Consider the following 26,874-nt stretch of genomic DNA (forward strand, 5'->3'; position numbering starts at 1 on the left):
TCACATTACAATATTAACAATATATGACGCTAATTTTAAGTTTTCAACATTTTACAGAATATTGAAGAAAGGTAAAAAAACTGCCGTAAAAATATGATTATTAATACCTATTTTTGTCGCCCCTTAAGCTTAAGAATGAAAAAATATTTACTAATTATCTGCACTTTTTTTTGTTTATTATTCAATGCTCAGCTAGATACAGAACATTGGTTTGCTCCGATGTCTGCAAAAGCGGGAACTGGTGGTCTTGAAGGATATTTATATCTATCAACTGATGTAGCAACACCTTTCCCGGTACAGATCTTCAACAACAACACCCTGTATACAACTGTTCAGGTAAGTAAAAACAATCCTGCGCAGGTAATTATTCCTAATAGTTTTTTAATTGCTTCATCACAAAACCAGTTGTTTGTACCGAATAACATGGGATTGAATGTAAAAGGTTCAAAAAAATTCTTTGCCAATTACAGATTTGCAATGCCAAATCATGCTGAAATTCTTACTTCAAAAGGAACTGCAGGTTTAGGGACAACATTTTTTGCGGGTGTAGCTCCTATTTCAGGATCTGAAGACCACATGAATGCAACCATCGGAGTTACGGCCACTGAAGACAACACTGTTGTTACAATTTCCGGTTACAATCCGAATATTACTTTTTCAGATGGCATATCTTCACCTACAAGAACTTTTACACTTAATAAAGGTAAATCTTACATTTTGGATGTTGTAAGCTCGTGGTCAAATGCAAATAAAATAGGATTAGTAGGCGCAAAGATTGTTGCAACAAAAGCAATTTCAGTCACTAACGGAAACTTTAATGCAGCTTATACTACTCAAAACCTTACCAACAATGATATTTTGATGGATCAGGCAGTTCCTGTAGATCGTTTAGGCAAAGATTTCGTTGTTGTAAAAGGAAACGGAACGGTAACTTCTCAAATGGAAACCGCTTTGATTATTGCTACGGAAAACAATACGCAAATTACATTTAACGGAAGCGGAGCTACAACGACTCTTAATGAAGGACAATATTACTTAGTTCCGAGTGGAATATATCAAAATCAGGGAAATGGTCATTACAACATGAGTATTTCTGCAACTAAAAATGTATATGTTTACCAACTACTTTCCGGAGCAACCAATGGAAATGAATATGCGTCCGGAGGAATGAATTTTATCCCGCCACTGAGCTGTTTTATGCCAAATAAAATTGATGAAATAGGATTTATCAACAGAATTGGAGGTCAAACCTTTGCTACAAGATTAAATATCATCACTCAAACCGGAGCAACGGTAACTTTAAACGGGAATAACATTGCAGCAGCAAATGGTCCTTATCCTGTTACCGGAAACCCAAATTGGGTAAGCTACTCTATTCAGAATGTTACAGGAAATGTAACGTTAAATTCTACAAAAGCAATGACGGCAGGAATTGCTGCAGGAAGTGGTGCCGTAGGTTACGGAGGATATTTTGCGGGGTTCTCATCGGTGCCGGCAATTACTAAAACAGGTGACTGCTACGCCGGAATTATTTTGCAGGTTGACAATAATTACGATTCTTACCAATGGTATTTAAATGGAGTTGCTATTTCCGGAGCAACTACTTTTTCCATTAATCCTGAATTGTACGGAGCAGGAGCTTATACTTGCTCAATCACTAAAAATAATTGCGAAACAAAATTGACTTCGGTATATAATTACACCGTTTGTCCACCAATCTCAACAACAACTTATACAATAGGATCTTGTAACACAAAAGTGATTTCTCCTGTATTTACCAGCTCTGCACAAACCATTGTTCCTTCATTAACTGCAATTATTTCTCAGCCAACTAACGGAACTGCAACAGTAAACTCAACCACAGGACAAATTACTTATACACCCAATGCGACGACTGTAAATACAACAGACCAGTTTATTTATTATATCCAGGGAAGTGGAAATCCTTTTGCTTTTGAATATTTTAAAATTATCATTAATACTGATGTTCTTCAGGTAAACAATGCATCATTAACAGCTTGCAGCAACATTACAGGAAATGGAACTTACGATCTGACAACAGCAAATATCTCTTCAAATACAGGAAATACCGTTACCTATTATACAAACCAAAATTTAACAGGTCAAATTGCTACACCTGCAACTTATACAGGACCTGCAGGAATTATTTATGCTAATGTAACCTCAGCATACGGATGCACAAAAACGGCACAAATTACATTAACTGTGAATGCATCACCGAACATTAACACTGCAAATTACAATGCTGTACTTTGTGATGATAATTTTGATGGAATTATCAATGTAAACTTCAACAACGTGAGTCCACAAATTGTAACCAACTCAGGGAATTTTACGATAAGATATTATTTAAATCAAACAGATGCCAACGCTGGAAACAACAACACGTTGCCTGTAAACTGGACTTACACCACAAATACTACCGTTTATGTAAGAGTAGACGGATCAAGCACTATTTGTCCTTCATCTTTCGGGCAAATCGATTTTAAAATCGCTAATAAAATCACATTATTGACTTCAAATGTTACCACTGATGTTTGTGATAACGACTTAAACGGTTCAGAAAATGTCAACCTTAATGATTATAAAAACCAGTTTACTACAGATCCTTCTGTAACACTTACGTTTCATTCTACATTAGCAGATGCTCAATCAGGAAACAATACAATAGCTGCCAACCAAATAATTACTGCACCTGCAACATTTTATATCAGATTCATAAGTGGTAACGGATGTCCAAATACTGCAACTTTGAAGATCAGTTTAAGGTCTCCAAAAAAATCTGATGTCTTGAAAGATCAGGTAATATGCTCAAGTAACAAAGCATTTTTGAATGCCGGAGATGGCTTTACGTCTTATTTATGGAGCACAGGAGCTACTACTTCTAGCATTACAGTTGGCACAGGAACTTACTATGTAGATTTAGGTTTTAATGGCTGCATCTACAGACAAACCGTCACTGTAACAGCAGCACAGGCTCCCACTATTACAAGCGTCGTGGTCACAGGAACAAGTGCGACAATTAATGTTACTGGAGGCACAGCGCCTTATCAATATTCATTAAATGGTTCTGATTATCAAAGCTCTAATGTATTTACAGGATTATCCAGAGGACCTTACAAAGCGTATGTCATTGGAAAAGATGGTTGTCAACCCGTTATTAAAGATTTTTTAATTTTAAATTTAATAAATACCATCACGCCAAACGGAGACGGGAGAAATGATGTTTTAGATTATTCCGATTTAAAGATAAAAGACCAAGTCAGCATCGAAGTTGTTGACCGTTATGGAGCAGCAGTTTACAAATCTTCAGGCAAAAATTACAAATGGGACGGAAAATCTGGTGGAAGAAGCCTCTCCACAGGAACTTATTGGTATATTATAAAATGGATTGAGCCTGACACAAAATTACCCGTTTCTCATTCGGGATGGTTATTAATAAAGAATCGAGAATAGATATTCGATTTGTAGATGACATTATAAACTCTACATAAATTGGCAGATGCTGATCAAAATAATCTAATCAAGAATCTGCAGTTTCTGCAAAAGCAGTTAAACTATTTCCAAACCGAACAATAAGGTTTTTAACATTTATAAAGAGAGCACTAGAAATAGTCTCTCTTTTTTTAGCAATACATCCAAAAATCATTATAAGTTTGTTATTTAGAATTATTTTTAATAAATAACAAAGAATAATATATTAATTTTTATAATAATTTATTAATAATATATTAAATATTATTTTAATTTTGTAGGAATCCTAATTCCATATTTATGAAAAGATTTCTATTAAGTCTCGTATTGATATTTATAACATCTACTTCTTTGTTTGCACAGAGAGATACGGAGCACTGGATTGCGCCTTTCTATGCATCCTCTTCAACCACCCAAGCGGTTTATCTATCGACAGATTCAGTAACACCTTTTGATGTTACTGTCACCAGCAAAAGTTCAACAGCACCGGGCAATGTGGTAGGAGTTGTTACCATAAGTAAAGGAGATCCAAAAATACTTACGATTCCTTCAGCAAATATCTCGGTAAATACCGCAGCAAATGCATTTAATATTATCGACAGAGGTCTTTACCTGAAGGGTGCTAAACCATTTTTTTGTACACTAAGACTGGTAAGTAGTACAACCCACGGTGAGATCCTTACCAGCAAAGGAAAAGCCGGAACGGGTAAAGAATTTTTTGTAGTGGCTACACCATCTACGGCTACTTCAAGCAATTTTACCGCAGGAGTTTTGGCAACTGAAGACAATACAGTAGTTACAGCTACCTGGAATACTGCTGTTACTTTTATAGGTGGAGCCCCAACTACAACAACCAATACTGTCACATTAAATAAAGGAGACTCGTTTGTGTATGCGGGTTTGGCAGGAGCCAGTGGACAAAACATCAACAACTTCATAGGAGCAAAGATCGTAGCCAATAAACCCATTACATTAACCAACGGAAATGTGAATGGTAACTTTGGAAGTGTTACCAGCGGCGGATCTGATATTATATTAGACCAGTCGGTACCGGTAGAAAGATTGGGAAGTACTTTTGCTATGGTAAGAACCCGATCTTCTTCTGCAGATTTGGAAGGAGGTATCATTGTAGCTACAGAAAATAACACACAGGTATTCCTTAACGGATCAGGAACCTCAGTTGCAACGCTCAACCAAGGCCAAATGTACAGAATATCAGGTAATGATTATGTAGCGCAAGGAGCTTCAGGGCACTTTAATATGCTTGTTACTACCTCAAAAAATGTGTATTTATACCAATTGGTTTCTATTTTAAATCAAAATGAAACGGGTGGATTCAATTATATTCCGCCATTAAATTGTTTTTTACCAAGAAAAATTGATGAATTGCCCAAAATTGACGAGATGCCTACAGGAACTGGTGGCACAAGTGTCGTTCCAATGACATCACAAAATATAAAATTAAACATAATCACAGAAGCAGGTGCTACTGTTACGTATACTACCAATGGTGGCGCTCCAATAACTCCTACAGCTGCACAAGGTCCGTTTCCTCTTAATGGGAGTACCGCCTGGGTAACTTATGGGATAGAACAGGTATCCGGAAATTTAACAATTATATCGAACAAAGCGGTTACAGCAGGTATCAATGGAGGATATAATACTTCCGGATATGGAGGATATTTTGCAGGGTTTTCTTCAATACCTATCATTGCAAAGCAGATTGGCGACTGTATTCCGGGAATTATCCTGGAAGTTGACGACAGTTACGAGACCTATCAATGGTATCTGAACAATTCGCCAATTACAGGAGCCACTACTCATACGATAACACCTACAGCCGCCGGAAACTATACTGTAAAGGTAACTATGGGAACTTGCCCACCGGTGACAACACCAATTTATAAGGTATTTGCATGTCTGCAGCAAACGACTCAAACCATAAATATCTGTGGTACTAAAGCAATTGTTCCGACCTTTACGAACTCAACCCAGACGCCAGTACCGGGAACCGTGGTAATCATCACACAACCCACAAAAGGAACAGCAACGCTTAATCCGGCTACAGGAGTAATTACTTATATTCCAAATCCTGGATATTTAGGACCAGATAAAATTGTTTATAAATTCTGCGGTAACGCCACTGAATTTATAGATTGCGAACAGGTTACTTTAAACTTAAATGTAGTTCCTTTTGTATTGACCGACAGAACAATCAGAGCTTGTCAATATGCAGGAAACGGATTTTTTGATTTAACGACTGCCAACGTAACCGACAACGCGATCCCAACTACAAAAAAATTCTATCCTACTCTTGCAGACTTAAATGCAAATACAAATCAGATTACTAATCCTACCAACTATTTCTCAGGATTGGGATCAGTATACGTAAGAGTTTTAACCGCTGAAGGTTGTGTAGGAAATGCTAAAATCACTTTAGATTTCTTCCCTACTCCGGTTGTTAAAGAAGCTACTTTAACAGAATGTTTCTTAGAAAATAATGAGACTCAAGCAAGATTTAATCTTGTAAGTGCCAATGTAACGGCTGAAACACCGGTTACAAAAAAATTCTACCCTACATCTACGGATGCAAGCAACGGAACAAACGAAATTATAGGCGTTGATGCTTATCTATCAGGAAACGGCTCTGTATATGCAAGAGTTTTCAACTCAAATGGCTGTTATGCGATCGCTAAAATCAATCTGAAAGTGACACCTCCGAAAAGGTCTCCAATCTTGGTTGATAAATACATTTGTATTGATGACAGAACAACGCTGGATCCAGGTTCCGGTTATCAGTCTTATCGTTGGAGCACCGGCGCAACTACACAGTCTATAACAGAAGTTGCAGTAGGTGATTATTGGGTAATCCTTCAGGATGCAGGATGTTCTGTGAAGCAGTTTGTAAGTGTAAAGAAAGCACAAGATCCTGTGATTACTTCAATTGAAATAGCTAACAATACAGCGACAGTAATGGTAAGCGGAGGAATAGCACCATACCAGTATTCTGTAGACGGAATAACAAACTGGCAGGATTCTAATGTATTTACCAATCTTACAAGAGGTCAGCATACATTCTATGTAAAAGATTCTTTCAACTGTACCCCTGTTTCTGTGGAAGTTACCGTACCAAATTTAGTAAATGCAATAACACCTAATGGAGACAACGTAAACGACTACATAGACTACAGAGAATTAGCTTATAAGGATAATCTTACTTTTGTAATTTATGACAGATATGGAAACAAGATCTTCACAGGCGACAAGTCTAACAATTACAGATGGGACGGAACCCATTCGAATAAAAAGATCTTAACAGGAACTTATTGGTATCACATCAACTGGAATGAGCCAAACGAAGCAAAAACCCCAATTAAATACACGGGTTGGATTTTAGTTAAGAACAGAGAATAAAATATAAAACTTAATACCAAGCCACAACGTAAAGGTTGTGGCTTTTTATTACTTATTTTTGACACTTTTTGACTTATTTTCACAATACTTTTAAAATATTCTATTATTTTTGTATAAATCCTAATTCTACATTATGAGAAAACTTTTACTCACCTTTTTATTGATGATTTTTAGCATCAATATACTATTTGCCCAGAGAGATACAGAGCACTGGATAGCACCATACTTTGACAGCTCAAATACGACCTACAATCATGGGCTATATTTTTCAACAGACTCTACAACTCCATTTGATGTTACGATCTATAGTAACGGAACTGCAATAGGAACTGTTAATATTCAGAAAGGAAATCCCAAGGTATTTCAGATTCCTCCTGGATCCAGTAATATAATTCAGTTAGCTAATGATTCTGATGCATCTGCGGTTATCAATAAAGGGATCTACACAAAAGGAGATAAACCCTATTTTTTAACCTTAAGAATATACAACGGTTCTCATGGCGAGATTTTAACATCTAAAGGAAAGGCAGGGATCGGAACAACATTTTATGCTGCCGCTGCACCAATAACAAATACAACAGCCACGTCTTATAATTTCACAACCGGAATTATGGCAACGGAAGATGGTACTACAGTAACAGTTTCCGGGTATGATGCAAACATACAATTCATCAATAATTTGACTCCACCTTTAACGACTACTTTCACTTTAAACAAGGGCCAGTCGTATGTGTTAGCTGGTGAAGCAAATGCTCCCGCCAACTTAACAGGTTTTATTGGATCCAAAATTACATCCAATAAACCAATTTCTGTAACAAATGGAAATTCAAACGGATTCTACGCCAACGGAACAGGAACAGACGGATCTGATTTAATTTTAGATCAATCCGTTCCCACAAATCGTTTAGGGAAAGAATTTGGAATGATCAGAACCTTAGCTACTTTAAATACCGGATACAATATGGAAGGCGGTATTATTATAGCAACCGAAAACAATACCGAAATTTATTTAAACAATGGCGCCACACCTGTTGCGACCATCAATGAAGGAGATTTCTACAGAATATTAGATAATGCATACATTAATCAGGGTAACTCGCATTACAACGTTTATGTAAGAACAACAAAAAATGTATACCTCTATCAATTGGTAGCAGGAAACCAGGCAAACGCAAGAAACAACGGAGGATACAACTATATTCCACCTTTAAACTGTTTTCTTCCTAGAAAAATTGATGAAATTGGTAAAATTTCTGAAATGCCTACCACTGCTACAACTAGCGGACAGCCTACAAGTACTTTCTTATTTAAACTAAATATTATAACTGAAGCAGGAGCTACTGTTACTTATACGGTAAATGGTGGTGCACCAATTACTCCCACTGCTGCACAGGGCCCGTTTACTTTGACAGGTAATACAAACTGGGTAACGTATGCTATTTCCGGAATATCTGGAAATGTTGCAGTTCAGTCTAATAAAGCAGTTACCGCAGGAGCTAATGGAGGATATAGCTCAGCAGGATATGGAGGATATTTTGCAGGATTCTCATCTATTCCGCTTATTGCAAAACAAACAGGAGAATGTATACCGGGACTTGTTTTAGAAGTTGACGACAGTTATGATACCTATCAATGGTTCAGAAACGATGTTGCAATTCCGGGAGCCAACGGTAATATTTATACACCAACAATTGCAGGAAACTATACGGTAAGAATTACTGTAGGATCGTGTTTGCCGGCAATCACTCCTGTATTTAAAGTATTTACCTGTCTTCAGGAAACTGCTCAAACCAAAACAGTGTGTGAGGGATATTTAAATATAGTTCCACAATTTACTACATCCGGTCAAACATTTTCTCCAAGTAGTGTTCAGATCATTACACCACCTGCTAACGGTACAGCAATCATCAATCCTACAACGGGTGTTATTGGATATACTCCAAACAACGGTTTTGTAGGTACAGATACAATTGTTTATAAATTCTGCGGAAACGATCCCGAATTCGTAGACTGTGAACAGATCACTCTTACGCTTACCGTAGCAGAAAGCCCGGTCGTAAATGATGCAACATTAAGAACCTGCTTCCTTGAAGACAATATCGCAACAGGATTATTTGATCTTACAGACGCTACTGTAACGACCCAACTTGGGGCTACAAAAAAATATTATCCATCGTTAACTGATGCCAACAATCAGACGAATGAGATCTTGACTCCAGATAATTATATTGCACCAAACGGTGTGGCATATGTAAGAGTAAGCAATGCAAACGGATGCTACCGTGTTGCCAAAATAACCTTGGTCGTTTTGCCACCTGTAGAATCTGCAGTATTGGTAGATAAAGTAATTTGTATAGAAGACAAAACAGTACTGGATGCAGGACCAGGATTTGACGGATACGAATGGAGCACAGGAGATACTACCCAAACGATCAGCGACGTAGGAGTAGGAACATATTGGGTAAAACTGAAAACAGGAGACTGTATTACCAAGCAAGCTGTAAAAGTATATGCTTCTGAGCAGCCAGTTATTACAAACATTGAAGTTTCTACCACAAACATTACAGTATATGTTACAGGAGGTGTTGCCCCTTACGAATATTCAATTAACAATATCAATTGGCAGTCTTCAAACGTATTTACAGATCTTCCTAGAGGTGACGTTAAGGTATATGTAAGAGATACATTCAGCTGTGTACCGATTGAAGTAACGATTACAATTCCTAATATCATTAATGTAATTACTCCAAATTCAGACGGAATTAATGATGTTTTAGATTATTCTGCCCTTGCCAATAAACCAAATTTAGTATTAGGTATCTTTGATCGTTATGGCATAAAAATCTTCGAAGGAAACAAAGACACCGGTTATATATGGGACGGAACAATTAATAAAACTAAAAAAGTTTCTACAGGAAATTATTGGTTTAGCATTACTTGGAATGAAACAAAAACCAAAACTCCAATCAAATTCTCAGGCTGGATTTTAGTGAAAAACAGAGAATAATTATTTTTTAAATTTAATATTATCAAAAAACCACGATATCAAATCGTGGTTTTTGTTTATTTTTAAAACAATTAACGCATTTTATTATTAAATTTGTGCTAAACTCAAGTTCAAAATGAAGAAAATTTTATCTTTTTTCCTTATTTTTTATATATTCTCTACTTCACTTGCTCAATTGGATAGAGAACACTGGTTTGCGCCTATGGTAGATCGTACCGGAAACCCAAACCCATATCAAAAACTTTATCTTTCAACAAACCGTACAACTCCGTTTGCGGTTACCATATACAATAACAATATCGTTATTGGCACCGTCACTATCAGCAAAAACAATCCCCAGAAATTTGACGTCTTGCGAGATTATATCATTACGACTCAGCAGACAGATCTTTTTACACCCACATCAAAAGGGCTGTATGTAAAGGCCGATTTTCCTTTTTACGCCAATCTGAGATTTTCGGTTTTTAATCATGCCGAAATTATTACCTCAAAAGGAATTGCTTCCACCGGAACAACTTTTCACGCAGCCACCGCTCCTATTACTGTTAATAACGTTATTCTTAATTTTATGACGAGTGTTTTGGCAACTGAAGACAATACAACAGTTACCGTATCCGGCTACAAAAATACAGTACAGTTTTCGAACGGTACAACAGGTGCAACCAACCCTACACTTACTTTCACACTAAACAAAGGGCAATCATATATTATTGACGGTATTGGAGATATTGCCGGAAATTCTGACGGCTTTATAGGTGCTAAAATTGTCGCCACCAAACCTGTAAACATCACCAACGGAAATTTCAACGGGCAATATTCCGGAAATAATCCTAACAGCTCAGATATTTTAATGGATCAGTCGATACCGGTCAGCCAGCTTGGGAGCACATTTGCTCTTGTAAAAGGTAACGGAAATATTGGAAGTAATATGGAAGGTGCGTTGGTAATTGCCACTCAAGACAATACGGCTGTATATGTAAATAATGAATTGATACCTATTGCCAACCTGAATACCGGACAGTATTTTGTGATACCGGATACAAAATATCAGCTTCAGGGAACCGCACATTACAACCTTTATATCGTAACTAGCAAAAACGCTTACGTTTATCAAATGCTTGCCGGTGCCGCCACCACAGGAAATGAAGTAGCAACAGGTGGTTTTAATTTTATTCCGGGTCTCAATTGTTACCTGCCGAAACAGATTGATGAAATAGGATTAATTAATGAAAACTTTGTACATACCAACAACAATCCTACAGGAATTCTTGCTATTCCAACAAAATTAAATCTTATTACCGAAAAAGGAGCTACCGTTTTGGTAAACGGAAACCCGCCGCCCGCAGGCACAGGACCGTTTGATATGACCGGTACAACCAATTGGGTAACGTATGGCATCCCCAACACTACAGGAACAATTACCGTTAATTCTACAAAGGCAATTACTGCAGGAATTACCGCAGGAAGCGACGCTGTAGGATATGGTGGATTCTTCGCAGGATTCTCAACACAGCCAGTGATCTTAAAATCCGGCGGAGACTGTGTGCCGGGAATTATACTCACCGTAGATCCTATTATCTATGATTCTTATCAATGGTATGTTGGCGGAGTACTTATTCCGGGAGCTACATCGTCTACTTATACGCCTACCGGATCAGGAAATTACACTTGTTCCGTAACTATGGGAACCTGTGCCCCACTTGTTACAGCACCTTTTAAAGTTTTAAATTGTATGAAACAAACTGCTGTGACGTACAACATTTGCGACACAAAAGTTATTACTCCTACCTTCACTACTTCTACGCAGACTCCGGTAGCCTCGACTGTTGCTATTACCACGGCGCCAACGTTAGGAACAGCAACCATTAATGCTGCCACTGGAGTTATTACCTACACGTCGACCAATCCTGCAGCTGCAGGAACAGATACTTTTGTGTATACTTTCTGCGGAAACGACCCGAACTTTACAGATTGCGAAACCGTTACGGTAACCCTTAATATTCAACCTGTAACTGTAAACAATGCAACGTTAAACGCCTGTAATATCAACGGCAACGGAACTTTTAACCTTACATCGGCCATTGTTACTACAAATACTCCGGTAACGATTACTTATTATCCTACTTTATTTGATGCACAAAACGAAAATTTAGCAGCATTAATTACTGTTCCAAATACCTATTCTGCACCCAACGGAACCATTGTTTATGCTGTTGTAAAAAACCCTACAGGATGTAAAAACATTGCACAGATTACTCTAAATCTGTTTCCTTTGGCAGTCGTCACTCCGGCAATTATGGGAAATCAGTGTGATGAAAATCTGGACGGAACTGTAAATATTGTTCTTTCTGACATTACACAGTTAATACTGAATAATCCAGCTTATTTTACCAATGTAAGATATTATGCTCAGCTCGCAGATGCCAATGTAGGAAATGCCAATACGCTTCCAAACAACTGGAGCTACAACACCAATACGACTATTTTTATTAGAGTAGAATCTCCGGATGGATGCGCACCAGTGATTCAGCAGATCAATTTTACGGTTGGCACAAAACTGACTTTACTCAAAAATACGCTCACTACTACTTTTTGTGATGATGATTTAGATGGAATAAAACCGATGAATTTATCATTTTTCGTCAATCAGTTTACTTTAGATCCGCTTGTTACCGTTAGTTATCATGCAACTCTTGCAGATGCACAGAACGATGTTTCGCCAATAAGCTCAGCAGTAACCCTTACCGGATCTCATACATATTACTTAAGATTTGAGAAAAGTGGTTTCTGTCCGGATGTAGCAACAATAAGAATCAATCTTAAAGTTCCGAAAAAGTCGGATGTATTAGTAGATAAAGTAGTTTGTCCTAAAACTAAAACAAACTTAGATGCCGGCCCGGGATTTGACGCTTATCTTTGGAGTACAGGCGCTGCAACGCCTGAAATTTCTAATGTTCCGGCAGGAAATTATTGGGTTGAGCTTACTTTTGACGGCTGTGTTTACAGACAATTTGTAAACGTTTCAGAATCTACTTTACCGGTGATTACATCAATCGAAATCAACGGTTCTACAGTGACTATCGGTGTAAGTGGCGGTACACCCGCTTATGAATATTCGCTTGACGGCTTCATTTGGCAGACCTCAAATATATTTACCAATGTAGGACGAGGAACTTACACGATCTATGTAAGAGATTCGCAGAATTGCGATATTGTGAAAAAAGACTTTGTGATCATTAATTTAATTAATACCATAACCCCAAATGGCGACGGCAGAAATGACGAAATAGATTATTCAGCGTTGATGAACAAAGAGAATCTTGAATTTAGAATTTTTGACAGGTACGGTGCCGAAGTTTTCCGTGGAACGCCTTCGAATAAATTTACATGGGATGGAAACATGAAAGGAAGACCGGTTTCTACCGCAACGTATTGGTATTTTATAAGCTGGACAGAACTCGGTAATGTTACCACCGTGAAATTTTCGAGCTGGTTATTGGTGAAACACCGAAACAACAGTCTTTGGGATAAATAATCATTAATTTTTAATCTAAAATTATTTTCTATAACATACATTAACAGTTTGGTATAAAGTTTAATATAATTTTAACCACATATTGATAAATCTCACGTAAAAACTGACCTATTTCTTATGTAATTTTGCACGACATATGAAGAAACTCTTTTTAATTATATTGTTGGTTTTTATAAGTAAAATTAATGCACAGAATTTTTCCGGTGAAGTATTTTTACGAGACAATTCTGTGCTTTATCTTAATCAGGTTTATGTCACCAACCTTACAACGCTCAAAACTGTGCTTACGTCGTATAGTGGCGAATTTAATATAAAAGCAGATCCCGGAGATATCATTCGCTTTACATCAATTATTACAGAAAGAAAAGATGTAAAGCTTACGCCACAAATGTTTGATTCTAAAAATCTGGTTGAACTAAAAGTTGCGTATTACGACATTCAGGAAGTAGTGATCAGCAGATTCCGGCCTACAGGAAATTTAAGATATGATGTAAATTCTATCCGTAAAGAAGATAAGGCGCTTGCCCTGAAAAAAGTAATTGGTCTTCCCGAGCCGAAAGGTGACGGCACATCGCCCGAACTTCCTGTGGCTGGCTTTAGAGACGGCGGCCTTACTTTCAGCTTAGAAAGCATATTTGATATTCTTTCTGGCGATCGTAAGAAAAAACAGCGTTTGGTGGCTTATGAAAGAATGAACAGCTCGGTAACCAACATCAAAAATTATTTGGGTAAAGATTATTTCACACGACTGAAGATTCCTGAAAACCTTATCGACAACTTTTTACAATTTGTCTATACTTCCGAAAATATCGAAGTGTATATACAAAGCGGAAATTTTGATGCTGTAAAATTACCTATCGAAAAATATCTTCCGATTTATCAAAGAAGATTAAAAAATTCACATCTTCAGGAGGTTGTTAAATAATCATTCGTCGATTTTTAGCTGAAAAAATTCGTTAAAAAATTAAATCTTGACACTTTAAACAATATTATCTTTTGAAATTTGTTTAATTTTAATGAAATCAATACTTCACCAAGGGTTTAAATAATTTTCAGAAAGTTAGTTTAGACCGCATCACCAAATATATTATTCAATGAAAAAGTTAGTTTTACTTTTCACCACTTTACTATTTGTATCATTTTCTGCGCAGAGGCAAGGCAAAGACTACAGCAATATTCTTAAAAGCAAGAATATCTATGAAATAAATGCCTTCCTGAGAGACGCACATCCTGATGACCCACGAAGATCTGTTCTGAAACCTAGAGTAATGGATTTCATGAAAGATTATATCAAAAACGCTCCGCCGGGTGATAAAAAAGTACGGGAAATGCAGGAAAATCTGGCGAGGCTGAGAAGAGGACCATCTACAAAAGTTTCTTTTGAGGAGATGAATGCGATGATTAAGCAAAAACAAATCCTAAAATACCAAAAGCAATTACAAGTGGGTCAGTCTGCTGTTGTTTATACGCCAAGTACAGCACAAAATGTATATGTAACCGCTTCTGCTGCTGCAAAAAACACCAAAGTAATTGCAGATACAGAAGCTTCAGAATTTAATATGCTGATGGGAGAAAATCCTATTGAGCATAAAAATAAAACAGTAAAAATCCTGAACTCTTTATTTGACAACGATCCTAACGCAAAAGAATGCATCGTGATGATTGAGAATAAGTCTGACTGTAACATTATCGTACGAATAGAAGGTGTTGGGAATACAAAATACAGGCTTCCTGTTCCGGCTCATGGCGACAATTCTATTGTGGTACAAAAAGGAGATTATCTGTTTTCAAGTATTGTTTGCGGCGCACAGTATGCATCACAGAAAACTATTCAAAAACCATTAATGGTGGCTCTCGGAAGCTCATCAAAATAGGTTCCCGAATCTCTTATTTTTCGTTTCGATTTAAAAATTTAAATGCTGCATAATTTTCGTAATTTTGCGGCATTTCATATATAATTCATGGGCAAAAATAAATTAAGAAGATTCGCAGAAAATAAAACATTACCAAACGTTGTACAACCTACAAGAGAAGAAGCCCTCAATGGTTTTGAACTGAAAGGAAACTGGAGGAAAGATTTCTTTAAAAACGATCAACCCATCGTTTTAGAATTAGGTTGTGGAAAAGGTGAATACACGGTAGGTCTGGCAAAAACTTTCACTGATAAAAACTTTATCGGAATTGATATAAAAGGAGCAAGATTCTGGTTCGGTGCCAAAGAAGCTGTAGAAAACGGAATGCAAAATGTTGGTTTTCTAAGATCACAGATCGAATTGGTAGAATATTATTTTGCCGAAAACGAAGTTGATGAAATCTGGATTACTTTTCCTGATCCGCAGATTAAATATAAGCGAACCAAACACAGATTAACGCATCCTGATTTCCTTGAAAGATATAAGAAATTCTTAAAGCCGGGTGGAATTGTACATTTAAAAACCGATTCAGAATTTTTGCACGGTTATACTTTGGGTTATCTTCAAGGTGCCGGCTACGAAATCATTTCTGCACATCACGACATCTACGGAGCTTTAGAATATGATCCGAATACGCCTCATTTGAGAGACATCAGAACATATTATGAAGAATTGTTTTCAGCAAAAGGGAAAACAATTACCTATATAAAATTCAGGATTAATTAAATCTGTTTTTAAGCTGTAAATAATTTGCAGCTTTTTTTATGGCAATAAAGTAGGAAATTCTGAGTTTAATATAAAGCCTAAATTGAAATCTAAATAGTAACATGAAAACATTTCTTATCGTCTCTCTTTTTATTACGCTGTTTCTTAACAGTTGCGGCAACAATAATCATACGGTTAAACAACCCGTGAGAAAACCTCAACCTCATGTTTCGACTTCAAATACAGGAACAAAAATTAGCCCTGCTGCCCAAACTGAAAGAGAATATCAAGCCTTAATAAAAACGTATAAACCGGAAACGACAGATGTTTTAAACAGTCTATTGAATGATTCGTCAAACAGCCCAAACGTATCTGTTTCTGTGGAAAATAAGTCGAATTGTAATATGGTTTTAACAATCAGTGGTAATAACTACTTCAAAAAAATTCCTATTGCCGCCAATAAAACCGGATCGGCAATGGTACCGAAAAATCAGAATTACAACCTGTCGGGGATGCTTTGCAATTCAGTTTATCAAAAAACAAAATATGTTGCAGGTTCTTTTAGCATAAAATTATCAAACTAAACAACTTAAGCCTTAATTGTTTATCTTTGTAAGAATGAAATTTCTGAATAGCATTCAGAAATAATTTAAAACACAATTTGATGAAGAAAAAAACATTTACTTTTTTCTTCTTCGGTCTCATTTTTTTATCCTGTGCCAGTAATACTGGCAAAGGCGATATTATTAAAAGCACAAATATCGAAGAGATTGAAGAATATCTTGGGAAAGCACATCCCGAAGATCCTAAAAACAGAATTCTAAAACAGCGCATCATTGCATTGAAAAATGCTGCATGGACGAGAGGCGCAAAAAATGCAAAACCTATGGAAGCACGACCTGTTTTCATAGATTTACCTGATCCTTTAAGCAATAAAAAAAATACAGAAGCCAATCAGGCAGTTTTTAAAAAGCTGATGTCCGAAAGCTCTGAAGAGCATAAAGAAAAAACTAAAAAGCTTTTGAATAATATGTTTAATGAAGATATTAATCACAACGAAGCCATTGTTTTACTTAAAAATAATTCTGATTGTGATTTGGTTTTAGAAATATCCGGAAAGCAATTTTACAATCTTGCAGTTCCTGCAAAAGGTGAAAATTTCATTGTTTTGAATAAAGATTCTTATACGTTTTCGGGAAATGTGTGTGATGTAAAATATCGGAGTTCGAAAGATATTAGCAAAAGTCTGGTTATAGTTTTACAAAATCCGGGATTTAAAGCAAGCGATACAAAAGTTTTAATCGCAGAAAACAAATCAGAGAAAGATTCAGAAAAAACAAAAACAAAGCAAATCATTTCTCCTAAAAAGAAGAAGAAAAAATAATATTCTTACACATAAAAAGCAAAAACCGCCGAATCACTTCAGCGGTTTTTATTATTTTAAAGATAATCTTCAGATTATTCAGCAGAATCGAAATCTGCATCTTTATCAGCAGACACTACTTCACCTTCTTCTTTAGATTTTTCTTTATCAGCTTTTCTCTGAGACTGACCTTCTTTGATAGAATCTGAAACTACGTTTAAGATCATATCGATAGATTTTGAAGCATCATCGTTTCCTGGGATAACGAAGTCTACTTTTCTTGGGTCAGAGTTTGTATCAACAATACCGAAAACTGGAATACCTAATTTCTTAGCTTCAGTTACAGCGATGTGTTCTCTCATGATATCTACAACGAAGATTGCAGAAGGAAGACGCACCATGTCAGAGATAGAACCTAAGTTTTTCTCTAAATTAGCTCTTTGTCTGTCAACTTGTAATCTTTCTTTTTTAGATAAAGTTTCGAACGTACCGTCTTTTTTCATTTTGTCGATATGGTTCATTTTCTTTACCGCCTTTCTGATAGTAACAAAGTTTGTTAACATACCACCCGGCCATCTTTCTGTAATATAAGGCATATTAAGTTCAGCAGCGTGCTTAGCAACCACCTCTTTCGCTTGCTTCTTAGTAGCTACGAAAAGAACTTTTTTACCTGCAGAAGTTAATTTTTCTAAAGCGCTGCACGCTTCATCCAACTTAACTGCTGTTTTATGTAAGTCTACAATGTGAATACCGTTTTTCTCCATAAAAATGTACGGAGCCATATTTGGATTCCACTTTCTAGTCATGTGACCGAAGTGTACACCAGCCTCTAGAAGGTCTTTTACATTTGCTTTTGCCATGTTTTCTGTTTTTGTTAGTTTACTTTCCGTTTCTTAAACAATCAACAACTTCTTTAGATGGGAGAAGTGTTTGGATGCTAAACGTAACGGGCAATTTTTTTGTTTTGATAAATAGTTTTCAGATATAAGAGAACAGATTGAAAAAATTCTGAAATCTGATACCTTCGATCTGAAGTCTGAAAATTAACGTTTTGAGAACTGGAATCTCTTTCTTGCTTTTTTCTGACCTGGTTTCTTTCTTTCTACCATTCTTGCGTCTCTCGTAAGTAAACCTGCAGGCTTCAATGCTAATCTGAATTCAGCATTGATCTCGCAAAGTGCTCTAGAAATACCTAATCTGATAGCTTCTGCCTGACCTGTATTACCACCACCGAAAACATTTACGGTAACGTCGTACTGACCAACAGTTTCAGAAAGGATGAACGGCTGGTTTAATTTGTAAACCATCACGTCTGTAGAGAAATAAGTTGCAGCCTCTTTACCGTTTACTGTAATAACTCCAGAACCTGGTCTTACATAAACTCTCGCTACAGAAGTTTTTCTTCTTCCGATTTTGTGAACTATAGACATAATTAATTATTTAAATTCGTTAACATTAATTGTTTTAGGCTGTTGAGCTTCATGCTTGTGCTCAGTTCCTTCATATAAATAAAGGTTTTTAAGCAATGCAGATCCTAATCTAGTTTTTGGAAGCATACCTTTTACAGATTTTTCCAATACTTTTAAAGAGTCTTTTTTCTGAAGTTCAAGAGCTGTCATAGACTTCTGTCCACCAGGATAACCTGTATGCCAGATGTAAGTCTTATCGTTCCACTTATTTCCTGAAAGAGTAACTTTCCCAGCATTCAAAACAATAACATTATCACCACAATCTACGTGAGGTGTAAAGTTTGCTTTGTGCTTACCTCTCAAAATCTTTGCAACCGTAGAAGCTAGTCTTCCTAACGGCTGTCCTTCAGCGTCTACCACAACCCATTCTTTATTCGCAGTAGCTTTGTTCGCTGAAACAGTTTTGTAACTTAATGTATTCACACGTTTTAGTTAAAGATTAAACATAATTTACCCCTAAAAGGGTGTGCAAAGGTACAAATATTTTTCTAATCTGAAAATATATTTTAAACTAAAGTAAAAACAATGACAATTAATAAGTTAACTATTTTAGAAAGATTCGAAAACATCATTGCACATAAAGTGAAAGAAAGATTAACTTAAATAAATTGAAAAATCCATAATGCCTATTCCTCTTTAATCTTTGTTTTTTTTTAAAAAATAGGTGAAATACCTTTGTTTAAAATTCTTTAAAAATAAAATTCTCAAGGCATTTTTCTTTTACCTAACCATAAAGGGTGAGAAGACCTCTTGAAAATTTCATTAAAATTACTCCCTTTAGGGTCGGGGAAATAATTTTGATGAAACTTAAACAAGCCTTTACAGTATACCGCTTTGTAATTTCAAGATTAATTGCGCAACGACTTACTTCCTCTGAAACTTGCAAATAGATAATAAGCCACAAAAACAGTAGAAAACTTAATAATAGAAGGAATTGCCAGTTCTAAACTAAAAATAAGAGCACCAACAGCAACCAAAAGCGCCATCGCTCCAAAAGACAATCCCATTTTTTGGAAAAGAGAAAATTTAGCATCATCTAAAAAATAAGCCAATCCCCATGCTAAACCAAAAGCAATAGCATAATAAAGTTCTAAACCAAGATCCTGAACATCCATAAACAAATAGTTAATCAGAAAAATAATTCCGGTTCCCAACACAAAATAAATCAACGCTCTTTTCATACTATAATATATAATGCAAAAATAAAGAATTAAATTTTGCAATTATTTTTAAACTTATCAGCGCAGATTATAATTTTTAATTGATGTAAAATAAAACACTTGTATCAAATTTCTAAAATTAATAAGAGCTCATCAATCCCTAAACATCAGAACGAATGCTTGTTAACTAGGAGAAAGCCAGCTAACAGGAAACAATTCAACTAATTAAATATCAACATCTTAACCTTGGAATAATGGTTTTTAATTTATTGTTATATTTGGAATTCAGAAATTTTCTAGATTTTTATGGAAACCCAAAAATATACTCCAACAAACAAAGTAAGAATTGTAACCGCGGCTTCGTTATTCGACGGGCACGATGCGGCGATCAATATCATGCGTCGTGTAATTCAGGGAACAGGATGCGAAGTTATTCACCTTGGTCACGACAAATCAGCTGAAGAAGTTGTAAACACAGCCATTCAGGAAGATGCCAACGCGATTGCCCTGACTTCATATCAAGGCGGTCACAACGAATATTTCAAATATATCTACGACCTTTTAAGAGAGAAAAACTCTCCGCAAATCAAGATTTTTGGTGGCGGTGGCGGTGTAATCTTGCCAGAAGAAATCGAAGATATTATGGCTTACGGAATCGACAGAATTTATTCTCCGGACGATGGTCGTGAACTTGGACTTCAAGGAATGATCGATGATTTAGTGAAAAGATCAGATTTTCCAACTGGAAAAGATGTGACGGCTGAAGATTTAGATTCAATCAGTTTTGAAAATTCTACAAGCATTGCTAAAATCATTTCTGCGGTTGAAAACTTCTCAGAAGAAAAACCGGATTTGGTAAAAGCGATAGACGAAAAATCAAAAGATTTAAATATTCCAATTATCGGTATCACAGGAACCGGTGGTGCCGGAAAATCTTCCTTGACGGACGAATTGGTAAGACGTTTCTTACGTTCAAATCCTGGTAAAAAAATTGCCATCATCTCAATTGACCCTTCGAAAAAGAAAACCGGAGGTGCGCTTTTGGGTGATAGAATCCGTATGAATGCGATCAATGATCCTCGAGTTTATATGCGTTCGATGGCGACGAGAGAGAATAACGTTTCGGTTTCTCCATTTATTCATTCAGCTTTAAATGTATTGAAATTGGCTCATCCAGATGTAATCATCTTGGAAACTTCAGGTATCGGACAATCTGGTTCGGAAGTTTCGGATTTCGCGGATGTTTCAATGTACGTAATGACTCCTGAATATGGAGCTTCAACGCAATTGGAAAAAATCGATATGTTAGATTACGCAGATTTAGTGGCGCTAAATAAATCTGATAAAAGAGGTGCCTTAGACGCACTTCAAGCCGTAAGAAAACAGTTCCAAAGAAATCATTTGTTGTGGGAAAGTCCTTTGGATGATATGCCTGTTTATGCAACAAAAGCATCTCAGTTCAACGACCACGGAACGACCGACTTATACAATAGATTAATTGAAAAAGTTAACGAGAAATATTCTGATTTAAACTTGCAAGGTTTCGTTGAACAAGAAGTTTCTGAAGACATCACAATCATTCCTCCAAAAAGAGTTCGTTATTTATCTGAAATTGTTGAAAATAATAGAATTTACGACGCGAATGTTGAAAAACAAGCTGAATTAGCCAGAAAAATGTATCATATTGAAGGCGTTAAAAAATTCCTTTCCAATGAAACTTTAGATACAGAATATCAAAAAGCTGAAAAAGATCTTCAACAAGAGAATATCGATTTCCTGAAAAATTGGGATGATACGAAAGAGGCTTTCAAAGCTGAGTTTTACTCGTATTTTGTAAGAGGAAAAGAAATTAAAGTTGAAACCTCAACAGAATCTTTATCACATTTAAAAATTCCAAAAATATCTTTACCAAAATACACCGATTGGGGTGATTTAATTAAATGGAAAGGTCAGGAAAATCTTCCTGGAGGATTCCCTTACACAGCCGGAATTTATCCTTTCAAAAGAACAGGTGAAGACCCAACGAGAATGTTTGCCGGAGAAGGAGGCCCTGAAAGAACCAACAGAAGATTCCACTACGTTTCTGCGGAAATGGATGCAAAACGTTTATCAACAGCGTTTGACTCTGTAACTTTATACGGTCAGGATCCAGCTTTACCACCGGATATTTATGGTAAAATCGGAAATGCAGGAGTTTCTATCGCAACATTAGATGATGCGAAAAAATTGTATTCCGGTTTTGATTTGGTGAATGCAATGACTTCTGTTTCAATGACGATCAACGGACCTGCGCCGATGTTGTTGGCTTTCTTTATGAATGCTGCAATCGACCAAAATGTTGAAAAATATATCGCTGAACACAAGCTTGAGGCAAATGTTGAAAAAGCTTTAAAAGCAAAATTCGATGATAAAGGTTTGGAAAGACCAAAATACAACGGAGAATTACCTCCTTCCAATAATGGTTTAGGTTTAAAATTATTAGGTTTAACGGGAGACGAAGTGATTCCGGCAGAAGCTTATGCTGAAATTAAGGCTAAAACGATCGCGACAGTTCGTGGTACCGTTCAGGCTGATATTTTAAAAGAAGACCAGGCCCAGAATACGTGTATTTTCTCTACTGAATTTGCCTTAAGATTGATGGGTGACGTTCAGGAATATTTTATTACAGAAAAAGTAAGAAACTTCTACTCGGTTTCAATTTCCGGTTATCACATTGCAGAAGCAGGAGCAAATCCGGTTTCTCAATTGGCATTTACTTTGGCAAATGGTTTCACATATGTTGAATATTATTTGTCAAGAGGAATGGATATCAATGATTTTGCTCCTAACTTATCTTTCTTCTTCTCCAACGGTATTGATCCTGAATATTCAGTGATCGGACGTGTAGCAAGAAGAATCTGGGCGAAAGCAATGAAACTGAAATACGGAGCCGACGAAAGAAGCCAGATGTTGAAATACCACATTCAAACTTCAGGACGTTCGCTTCACGCTCAGGAAATTGATTTTAATGATATCAGAACGACTTTACAGGCACTTTATGCAATTTATGATAACTGTAATTCACTGCACACCAATGCTTATGACGAGGCGATTACAACGCCGACTGAGCAATCTGTAAGAAGAGCAATGGCGATTCAGTTGATTATCAATAAAGAATTAGGTTTAGCTAAAAATGAAAATCCGCTTCAAGGCTCATTTATTATTGAAGAATTGACAGATCTAGTTGAAGAAGCTGTTTACACAGAATTCGACAGAATTACAGAAAGAGGTGGAGTTCTTGGTGCAATGGAAACCATGTACCAACGTTCGAAAATCCAGGAAGAGTCAATGCATTACGAATGGTTGAAACACACAGGAGAATATCCAATCATTGGGGTAAACACTTTCCTTGGAAAAGACGGTTCGCCAACGGTTCGTCCGGGAGAAGTTATCCGTTCGACTGAGGAAGAAAAGCAGGTTCAGATCGAAACCCTTCATAATTTCCAAAAATCGAATGAAGATAAGTCTGAAGCCGCTCTAAAAACATTACAACACGCAGCTATTAATCAGCAGAATTTATTCAATGTGATGATGGATGCCGTGAAATACTGTTCGCTTGGACAGATTACCAATGCTTTGTTTGAAGTGGGCGGTAAGTATAGAAGAAACATGTAACGGCAGGGCCGTAGCCAATTATTGACTACTAACTGTTTTAATAATTATAAAGTAAACCTCAAGGAATTTTCTTTGAGGTTTTTTGTACTTTTACTTTAAGAAAAATATTAAAAATGAAAAGTTTTATCAGAACAATTTTAGCAATTTACTTAATGGGATCTGCTGTCTCGTGTAAATCTTATCCGATGGAGGTTCCTCAAAAAAGCGATGTCGATAGAAATTCTGAAGAACTACAAAAAAGACAAGCTGCGGAACGTGAAAAAACAGAGGCTAGTCATCTAAATAATTTTGGAAAACCACCAGGCAAATAGCTTAATTTAAGCTTTGCCACTGCAAAAAATCTTCAAGAAATTTCTTTGAGGTTTTTTTGTAATTTAGATGAAATAAAACTTTAATGATGAATATAATACAAATAGAAACCCCTTGTGAAGAAAAATGGGACAATATGCAGAATATTCCTGAAGGGAAATTCTGTGATTTATGCTCAAAAAAGGTATTGGATTTGACTGAAAAAACAGATGATGAAATTTCTCAGCTTTTAGATGCATCGAATGGAAAGATTTGTGGCAAAATTTTCAGGCATCAATCAAATAGACATTTTGTGAGTTCTGAAAAAACGATCTCTAATCAAGAAAATAAGAAAGGATATTCTCGTCTTGTCGCAGGATTGGCAATTGCAGCAAGTTTAACCGGAATTCAAACATATGCTGGAACTTTTGAAAAACCATTGATTCAAATCTCAGAAAACAACGATTCCCGAGAAAAAGATTTAGATAAAGAAAAAATATCAGATAACGATTTTATCATTTCCGGAAAATTGATCAACTCAGATACAAAAAAACCTTTACCGAATGTTGAAGTTACTTTCATTACAGTAGAAAAAATTTTCAAAGTAAAAACCGATCAAGACGGAACATATAAAATGATTGTTCCTGATTTCCATATTCGCAAAAACAACAATATCTTACACTTTGATTTTGGTGGTTATAACGATAAAGATTATATTCTTACTAAAGATGAATTAAAGAATAAAGAGTTTTCTTTTGAAAGCTCTGAAATTGGAGAGCTTGCAATTATTACAGGTGGTATCTCCTCCAGAAAACTCGAACCTACAATATTTTTAGATGGCAATGAGATTGAGGAAGAAGAATTATATAAATTGGGCATAGAAAATTACAAATCATTTCATTTTTCTGGAAAAACAGCACAAGCTTTATACAAAGATGTTTCAAAAGACGGTTTATATTTGTTCTATTCAAAATAACATGAAACCAAAAGCCATTTTCAACTGGAGCAGCGGAAAAGATTCTGCGCTTGCTTTATATAAAACCTTAAAAGAAGATAAATTTAAAGTTGCTTCTTTGCTGACAAGCATCAATAAAGGATTCCAAAGAATTTCTATGCACGGTGTTCATGTTTCGTTATTGGAAAAACAGGCTGAAAGTTTAGGATTTCCATTAATAAAAATGGAAATTCCCAAGGAACCTTCAATGGAAGAATACAGTGAGATCATGTCTAAAACCATGAATGATATAAAGTCTCAAGGCGTTACTCATTCTATATTTGGAGATATTTTTCTGGAAGATTTAAGGAAATACAGAGAAGATCAATTACAATCCGTCGGGATGAAGGCCGTTTTTCCACTTTGGAAACAAAATACAGCAGATCTCATCAACGAGTTTTTAAGTTTAGGTTTCAAAACAATTGTTACCTGCATCAACGAAACTTATTTGGATAAAAGTTTTGCGGGAAGAATTATTGATCAGGATTTTATTAATGATCTGCCGGAAAATGTAGATCCGTGCGGAGAAAACGGAGAATTTCATACGTTCACTTTTGACGGCCCTATTTTTAAAAATCCTATTGCATTTGAAATCGGAGAAACGGTAAAAAAAACGTACCCCAAACCAAAGTCTGATGAAAATGAGAATGATGGAGAATATGTTTTCTGGTTTTGCGATTTAGTTGCTAAATAGTTTTACAAAAAATGCCTTTCACCTTGAGCGAAAGGCAAATATTTTAAAATGATAATGTTTTAATATTTAAAGCGCGTCGATATATTTTCTCCATACTTGATAATATAAACGCCTTTTTGCAACGAATTTATATTAATTGAATTAGAAGATTCATCTCCTGCCAATATTTCTCGTCCTGTAAAATCATAGATACTGTACTTTCCAAAATTTCCTTTTCCTAAAATAAGATTTCCGTTTTTTACCGCGATTTTAGAATTTTCACTTTTAGCAACTTCATTTGTGCTTAAAGAAGAACAGAAGTTGTTTAAAGAAGCAATCTCCATATCGGTAATAGCTCTGTTAAAAAGACCAAACTCATCCATTGTCATCCCCGCTTTCATTCCCGTATTGGTAGCGTAAGCGCCGAGTTTAAATAATGCACCGTTAAAAACCAGAGGAGAAGATTGAGCCACTGTTGTTTTAAGAACGCCATTCAAATACGCTTTTATATTTTGTAAACTGCTATCGTAAACAAATATTAAATCTACAAGCGATGATGTTGTAGAAAAAACCCCTGGAATATCTACATTAGACATTCCGTTAGCAGTTAACCTCAAACCTCCTGTTCCAGGAGCACCGTTTGTAAACATACGAAAGGAATTGCCTCCAGTTATAGCATCTCCTAAAAGATAATACACTGTAGTGTTACTACTTGCGTAATTATTAAATTTCAAATGGATGGTCCACGATCCGCTTAAAGCGAGATTCCATTTGGTATTAAAATAATTCGTTCCTGTAGAACCGCTACCCACCAAACCATTTCCTAAGCAAGTTGTATTGCTTCCTAGAGTCAAATTGCCTACAATTTCACCTATTTGTGTTCCGGCAGGTGGGCTTGTTGCAAGATTCGGGACATTAGATGCTGTTCCCTCAAATTTGTAATACAAAAGTTCGGGAGTTTGAGATTTGGCTACAGAGAATGAAGCCATCAAAAGTAAAAGATAGATTTTGTTTTTCATTGGAATATTGGATAAATTAGTATCGCTAATTTAACAATTAAATCAATATATACGTAAATTTAATTTAAAATAACATCAATATTATTAAATTATCATTATACAAATATCACAATCCAATGATTTTTACAAAAAAAAAGAATAATTGAAAATAAGAATAGTAAATTTCAAATTTGACTAGTAAAAGA

Annotated in this window: 18 protein-coding genes; 13 read left to right on the plus strand and 5 right to left on the minus strand. The window is 35.9% G+C overall.

Annotation, left to right across the window (positions count from 1 at the left end):
* Positions 1–135 precede the first annotated feature (135 nt).
* The 9 genes from OH814_RS15920 (at position 136) to OH814_RS15960 (ending at position 17,453) form a co-directional block, all read left to right on the plus strand.
* Positions 136–3,477, plus strand: coding sequence for a gliding motility-associated C-terminal domain-containing protein (locus OH814_RS15920; protein WP_308828837.1), 3,342 nt, complete (start codon positions 136–138; stop codon positions 3,475–3,477).
* A gap of 318 nt (positions 3,478–3,795) precedes the next feature.
* On the plus strand, positions 3,796–6,909 hold the full coding sequence (locus OH814_RS15925) for a gliding motility-associated C-terminal domain-containing protein (protein WP_308828838.1): 3,114 nt from the start codon (positions 3,796–3,798) through the stop codon (positions 6,907–6,909).
* Positions 6,910–7,042: 133 nt separating this feature from the next.
* Positions 7,043–9,916 carry a gliding motility-associated C-terminal domain-containing protein gene (locus OH814_RS15930; protein ID WP_201133209.1) on the plus strand — a complete coding sequence of 958 codons (2,874 nt, stop codon included), beginning with the start codon at positions 7,043–7,045 and terminating at the stop codon, positions 9,914–9,916.
* 115 nt (positions 9,917–10,031) lie between these two features.
* Positions 10,032–13,451: a T9SS type B sorting domain-containing protein gene (locus OH814_RS15935; protein WP_308828839.1), complete on the plus strand. Its 3,420-nt coding sequence runs from the start codon at positions 10,032–10,034 to the stop codon at positions 13,449–13,451.
* Positions 13,452–13,587: 136 nt separating this feature from the next.
* Entirely contained in the window at positions 13,588–14,376 is a 789-nt protein-coding gene (locus OH814_RS15940; RefSeq protein ID WP_083677031.1) for a hypothetical protein, read from the plus strand.
* Between the two features lie 169 nt (positions 14,377–14,545).
* A complete protein-coding gene (locus tag OH814_RS15945; protein ID WP_308828840.1) occupies positions 14,546–15,325 on the plus strand; it encodes a DUF6759 domain-containing protein in 780 nt (259 codons plus the stop codon).
* Between the two features lie 87 nt (positions 15,326–15,412).
* Entirely contained in the window at positions 15,413–16,090 is a 678-nt protein-coding gene (trmB, locus tag OH814_RS15950) for a tRNA (guanosine(46)-N7)-methyltransferase TrmB (RefSeq protein WP_201133206.1), read from the plus strand.
* Positions 16,091–16,191: 101 nt separating this feature from the next.
* Positions 16,192–16,653, plus strand: coding sequence for a DUF6759 domain-containing protein (locus OH814_RS15955; protein WP_308828841.1), 462 nt, complete (start codon positions 16,192–16,194; stop codon positions 16,651–16,653).
* Positions 16,654–16,733: 80 nt separating this feature from the next.
* Positions 16,734–17,453, plus strand: a complete 720-nt coding sequence (locus OH814_RS15960; protein WP_308828842.1) for a DUF6759 domain-containing protein — start codon at positions 16,734–16,736, stop codon at positions 17,451–17,453.
* A gap of 74 nt (positions 17,454–17,527) precedes the next feature.
* Here the strand turns inward: OH814_RS15960 and rpsB are convergent, their stop codons facing one another.
* The 4 genes from rpsB to OH814_RS15980 form a co-directional block, all read right to left on the minus strand.
* Positions 17,528–18,292: a 30S ribosomal protein S2 gene (rpsB, locus tag OH814_RS15965; protein ID WP_076560380.1), complete on the minus strand. Its 765-nt coding sequence runs from the start codon at positions 18,290–18,292 to the stop codon at positions 17,528–17,530.
* A 183-nt stretch (positions 18,293–18,475) separates the two neighbouring features.
* On the minus strand, positions 18,476–18,862 hold the full coding sequence (gene rpsI, locus OH814_RS15970; RefSeq protein WP_076560382.1) for a 30S ribosomal protein S9: 387 nt from the start codon (positions 18,860–18,862) through the stop codon (positions 18,476–18,478).
* A gap of 6 nt (positions 18,863–18,868) precedes the next feature.
* Positions 18,869–19,324, minus strand: coding sequence for a 50S ribosomal protein L13 (gene rplM, locus OH814_RS15975; RefSeq protein ID WP_076560384.1), 456 nt, complete (start codon positions 19,322–19,324; stop codon positions 18,869–18,871).
* Positions 19,325–19,749: 425 nt separating this feature from the next.
* Positions 19,750–20,082 (minus strand): hypothetical protein, encoded by a 333-nt coding sequence (locus OH814_RS15980; RefSeq protein WP_201133203.1) that lies wholly within the window; start codon positions 20,080–20,082, stop codon positions 19,750–19,752.
* Positions 20,083–20,367: 285 nt separating this feature from the next.
* Between OH814_RS15980 and OH814_RS15985 the strand changes: the two genes are divergently transcribed.
* From OH814_RS15985 to OH814_RS16000, 4 genes are all read left to right on the plus strand, one after another.
* Positions 20,368–23,715: a methylmalonyl-CoA mutase family protein gene (locus OH814_RS15985; RefSeq protein ID WP_308828843.1), complete on the plus strand. Its 3,348-nt coding sequence runs from the start codon at positions 20,368–20,370 to the stop codon at positions 23,713–23,715.
* A gap of 113 nt (positions 23,716–23,828) precedes the next feature.
* The gene (locus OH814_RS15990) at positions 23,829–24,026 is read left to right on the plus strand and encodes a hypothetical protein (RefSeq protein ID WP_308828844.1); all 198 of its coding nucleotides are present in this window, start codon (positions 23,829–23,831) and stop codon (positions 24,024–24,026) included.
* Positions 24,027–24,112: 86 nt separating this feature from the next.
* Positions 24,113–24,979 carry a hypothetical protein gene (locus OH814_RS15995; protein ID WP_308828845.1) on the plus strand — a complete coding sequence of 289 codons (867 nt, stop codon included), beginning with the start codon at positions 24,113–24,115 and terminating at the stop codon, positions 24,977–24,979.
* 1 nt (position 24,980) lies between these two features.
* Entirely contained in the window at positions 24,981–25,691 is a 711-nt protein-coding gene (locus OH814_RS16000) for a diphthine--ammonia ligase (RefSeq protein WP_308828846.1), read from the plus strand.
* 59 nt (positions 25,692–25,750) lie between these two features.
* Here OH814_RS16000 and OH814_RS16005 read toward each other — a convergent pair whose 3' ends face one another.
* Complete coding sequence (locus tag OH814_RS16005; RefSeq protein WP_308828847.1) at positions 25,751–26,689, minus strand: LamG-like jellyroll fold domain-containing protein; 939 nt, start codon at positions 26,687–26,689, stop codon at positions 25,751–25,753.
* Positions 26,690–26,874: the final 185 nt, after the last annotated feature.

It is taken from the genome of Chryseobacterium sp. CFS15, from assembly GCF_031118795.1.
Classification (GTDB): Bacteria; Bacteroidota; Bacteroidia; order Flavobacteriales; family Weeksellaceae; genus Chryseobacterium; species Chryseobacterium indoltheticum.

Coding starts and splice junctions, on each gene's coding strand:
- rpsI (WP_076560382.1), bottom strand. CDS start 18,862: ATGTCTATAGTTCACAAAATCGGAAGAAGAAAAACTTCTGTAGCGAGA.
- rpsB (WP_076560380.1), bottom strand. CDS start 18,292: ATGGCAAAAGCAAATGTAAAAGACCTTCTAGAGGCTGGTGTACACTTC.
- OH814_RS15960 (WP_308828842.1), top strand. CDS start 16,734: ATGAAGAAAAAAACATTTACTTTTTTCTTCTTCGGTCTCATTTTTTTA.
- OH814_RS16000 (WP_308828846.1), top strand. CDS start 24,981: ATGAAACCAAAAGCCATTTTCAACTGGAGCAGCGGAAAAGATTCTGCG.
- OH814_RS16005 (WP_308828847.1), bottom strand. CDS start 26,689: ATGAAAAACAAAATCTATCTTTTACTTTTGATGGCTTCATTCTCTGTA.
- OH814_RS15920 (WP_308828837.1), top strand. CDS start 136: ATGAAAAAATATTTACTAATTATCTGCACTTTTTTTTGTTTATTATTC.
- OH814_RS15935 (WP_308828839.1), top strand. CDS start 10,032: ATGAAGAAAATTTTATCTTTTTTCCTTATTTTTTATATATTCTCTACT.
- trmB (WP_201133206.1), top strand. CDS start 15,413: ATGGGCAAAAATAAATTAAGAAGATTCGCAGAAAATAAAACATTACCA.
- OH814_RS15985 (WP_308828843.1), top strand. CDS start 20,368: ATGGAAACCCAAAAATATACTCCAACAAACAAAGTAAGAATTGTAACC.
- OH814_RS15940 (WP_083677031.1), top strand. CDS start 13,588: ATGAAGAAACTCTTTTTAATTATATTGTTGGTTTTTATAAGTAAAATT.
- OH814_RS15945 (WP_308828840.1), top strand. CDS start 14,546: ATGAAAAAGTTAGTTTTACTTTTCACCACTTTACTATTTGTATCATTT.
- OH814_RS15990 (WP_308828844.1), top strand. CDS start 23,829: ATGAAAAGTTTTATCAGAACAATTTTAGCAATTTACTTAATGGGATCT.
- OH814_RS15980 (WP_201133203.1), bottom strand. CDS start 20,082: ATGAAAAGAGCGTTGATTTATTTTGTGTTGGGAACCGGAATTATTTTT.
- OH814_RS15995 (WP_308828845.1), top strand. CDS start 24,113: ATGAATATAATACAAATAGAAACCCCTTGTGAAGAAAAATGGGACAAT.
- OH814_RS15930 (WP_201133209.1), top strand. CDS start 7,043: ATGAGAAAACTTTTACTCACCTTTTTATTGATGATTTTTAGCATCAAT.
- OH814_RS15955 (WP_308828841.1), top strand. CDS start 16,192: ATGAAAACATTTCTTATCGTCTCTCTTTTTATTACGCTGTTTCTTAAC.
- OH814_RS15925 (WP_308828838.1), top strand. CDS start 3,796: ATGAAAAGATTTCTATTAAGTCTCGTATTGATATTTATAACATCTACT.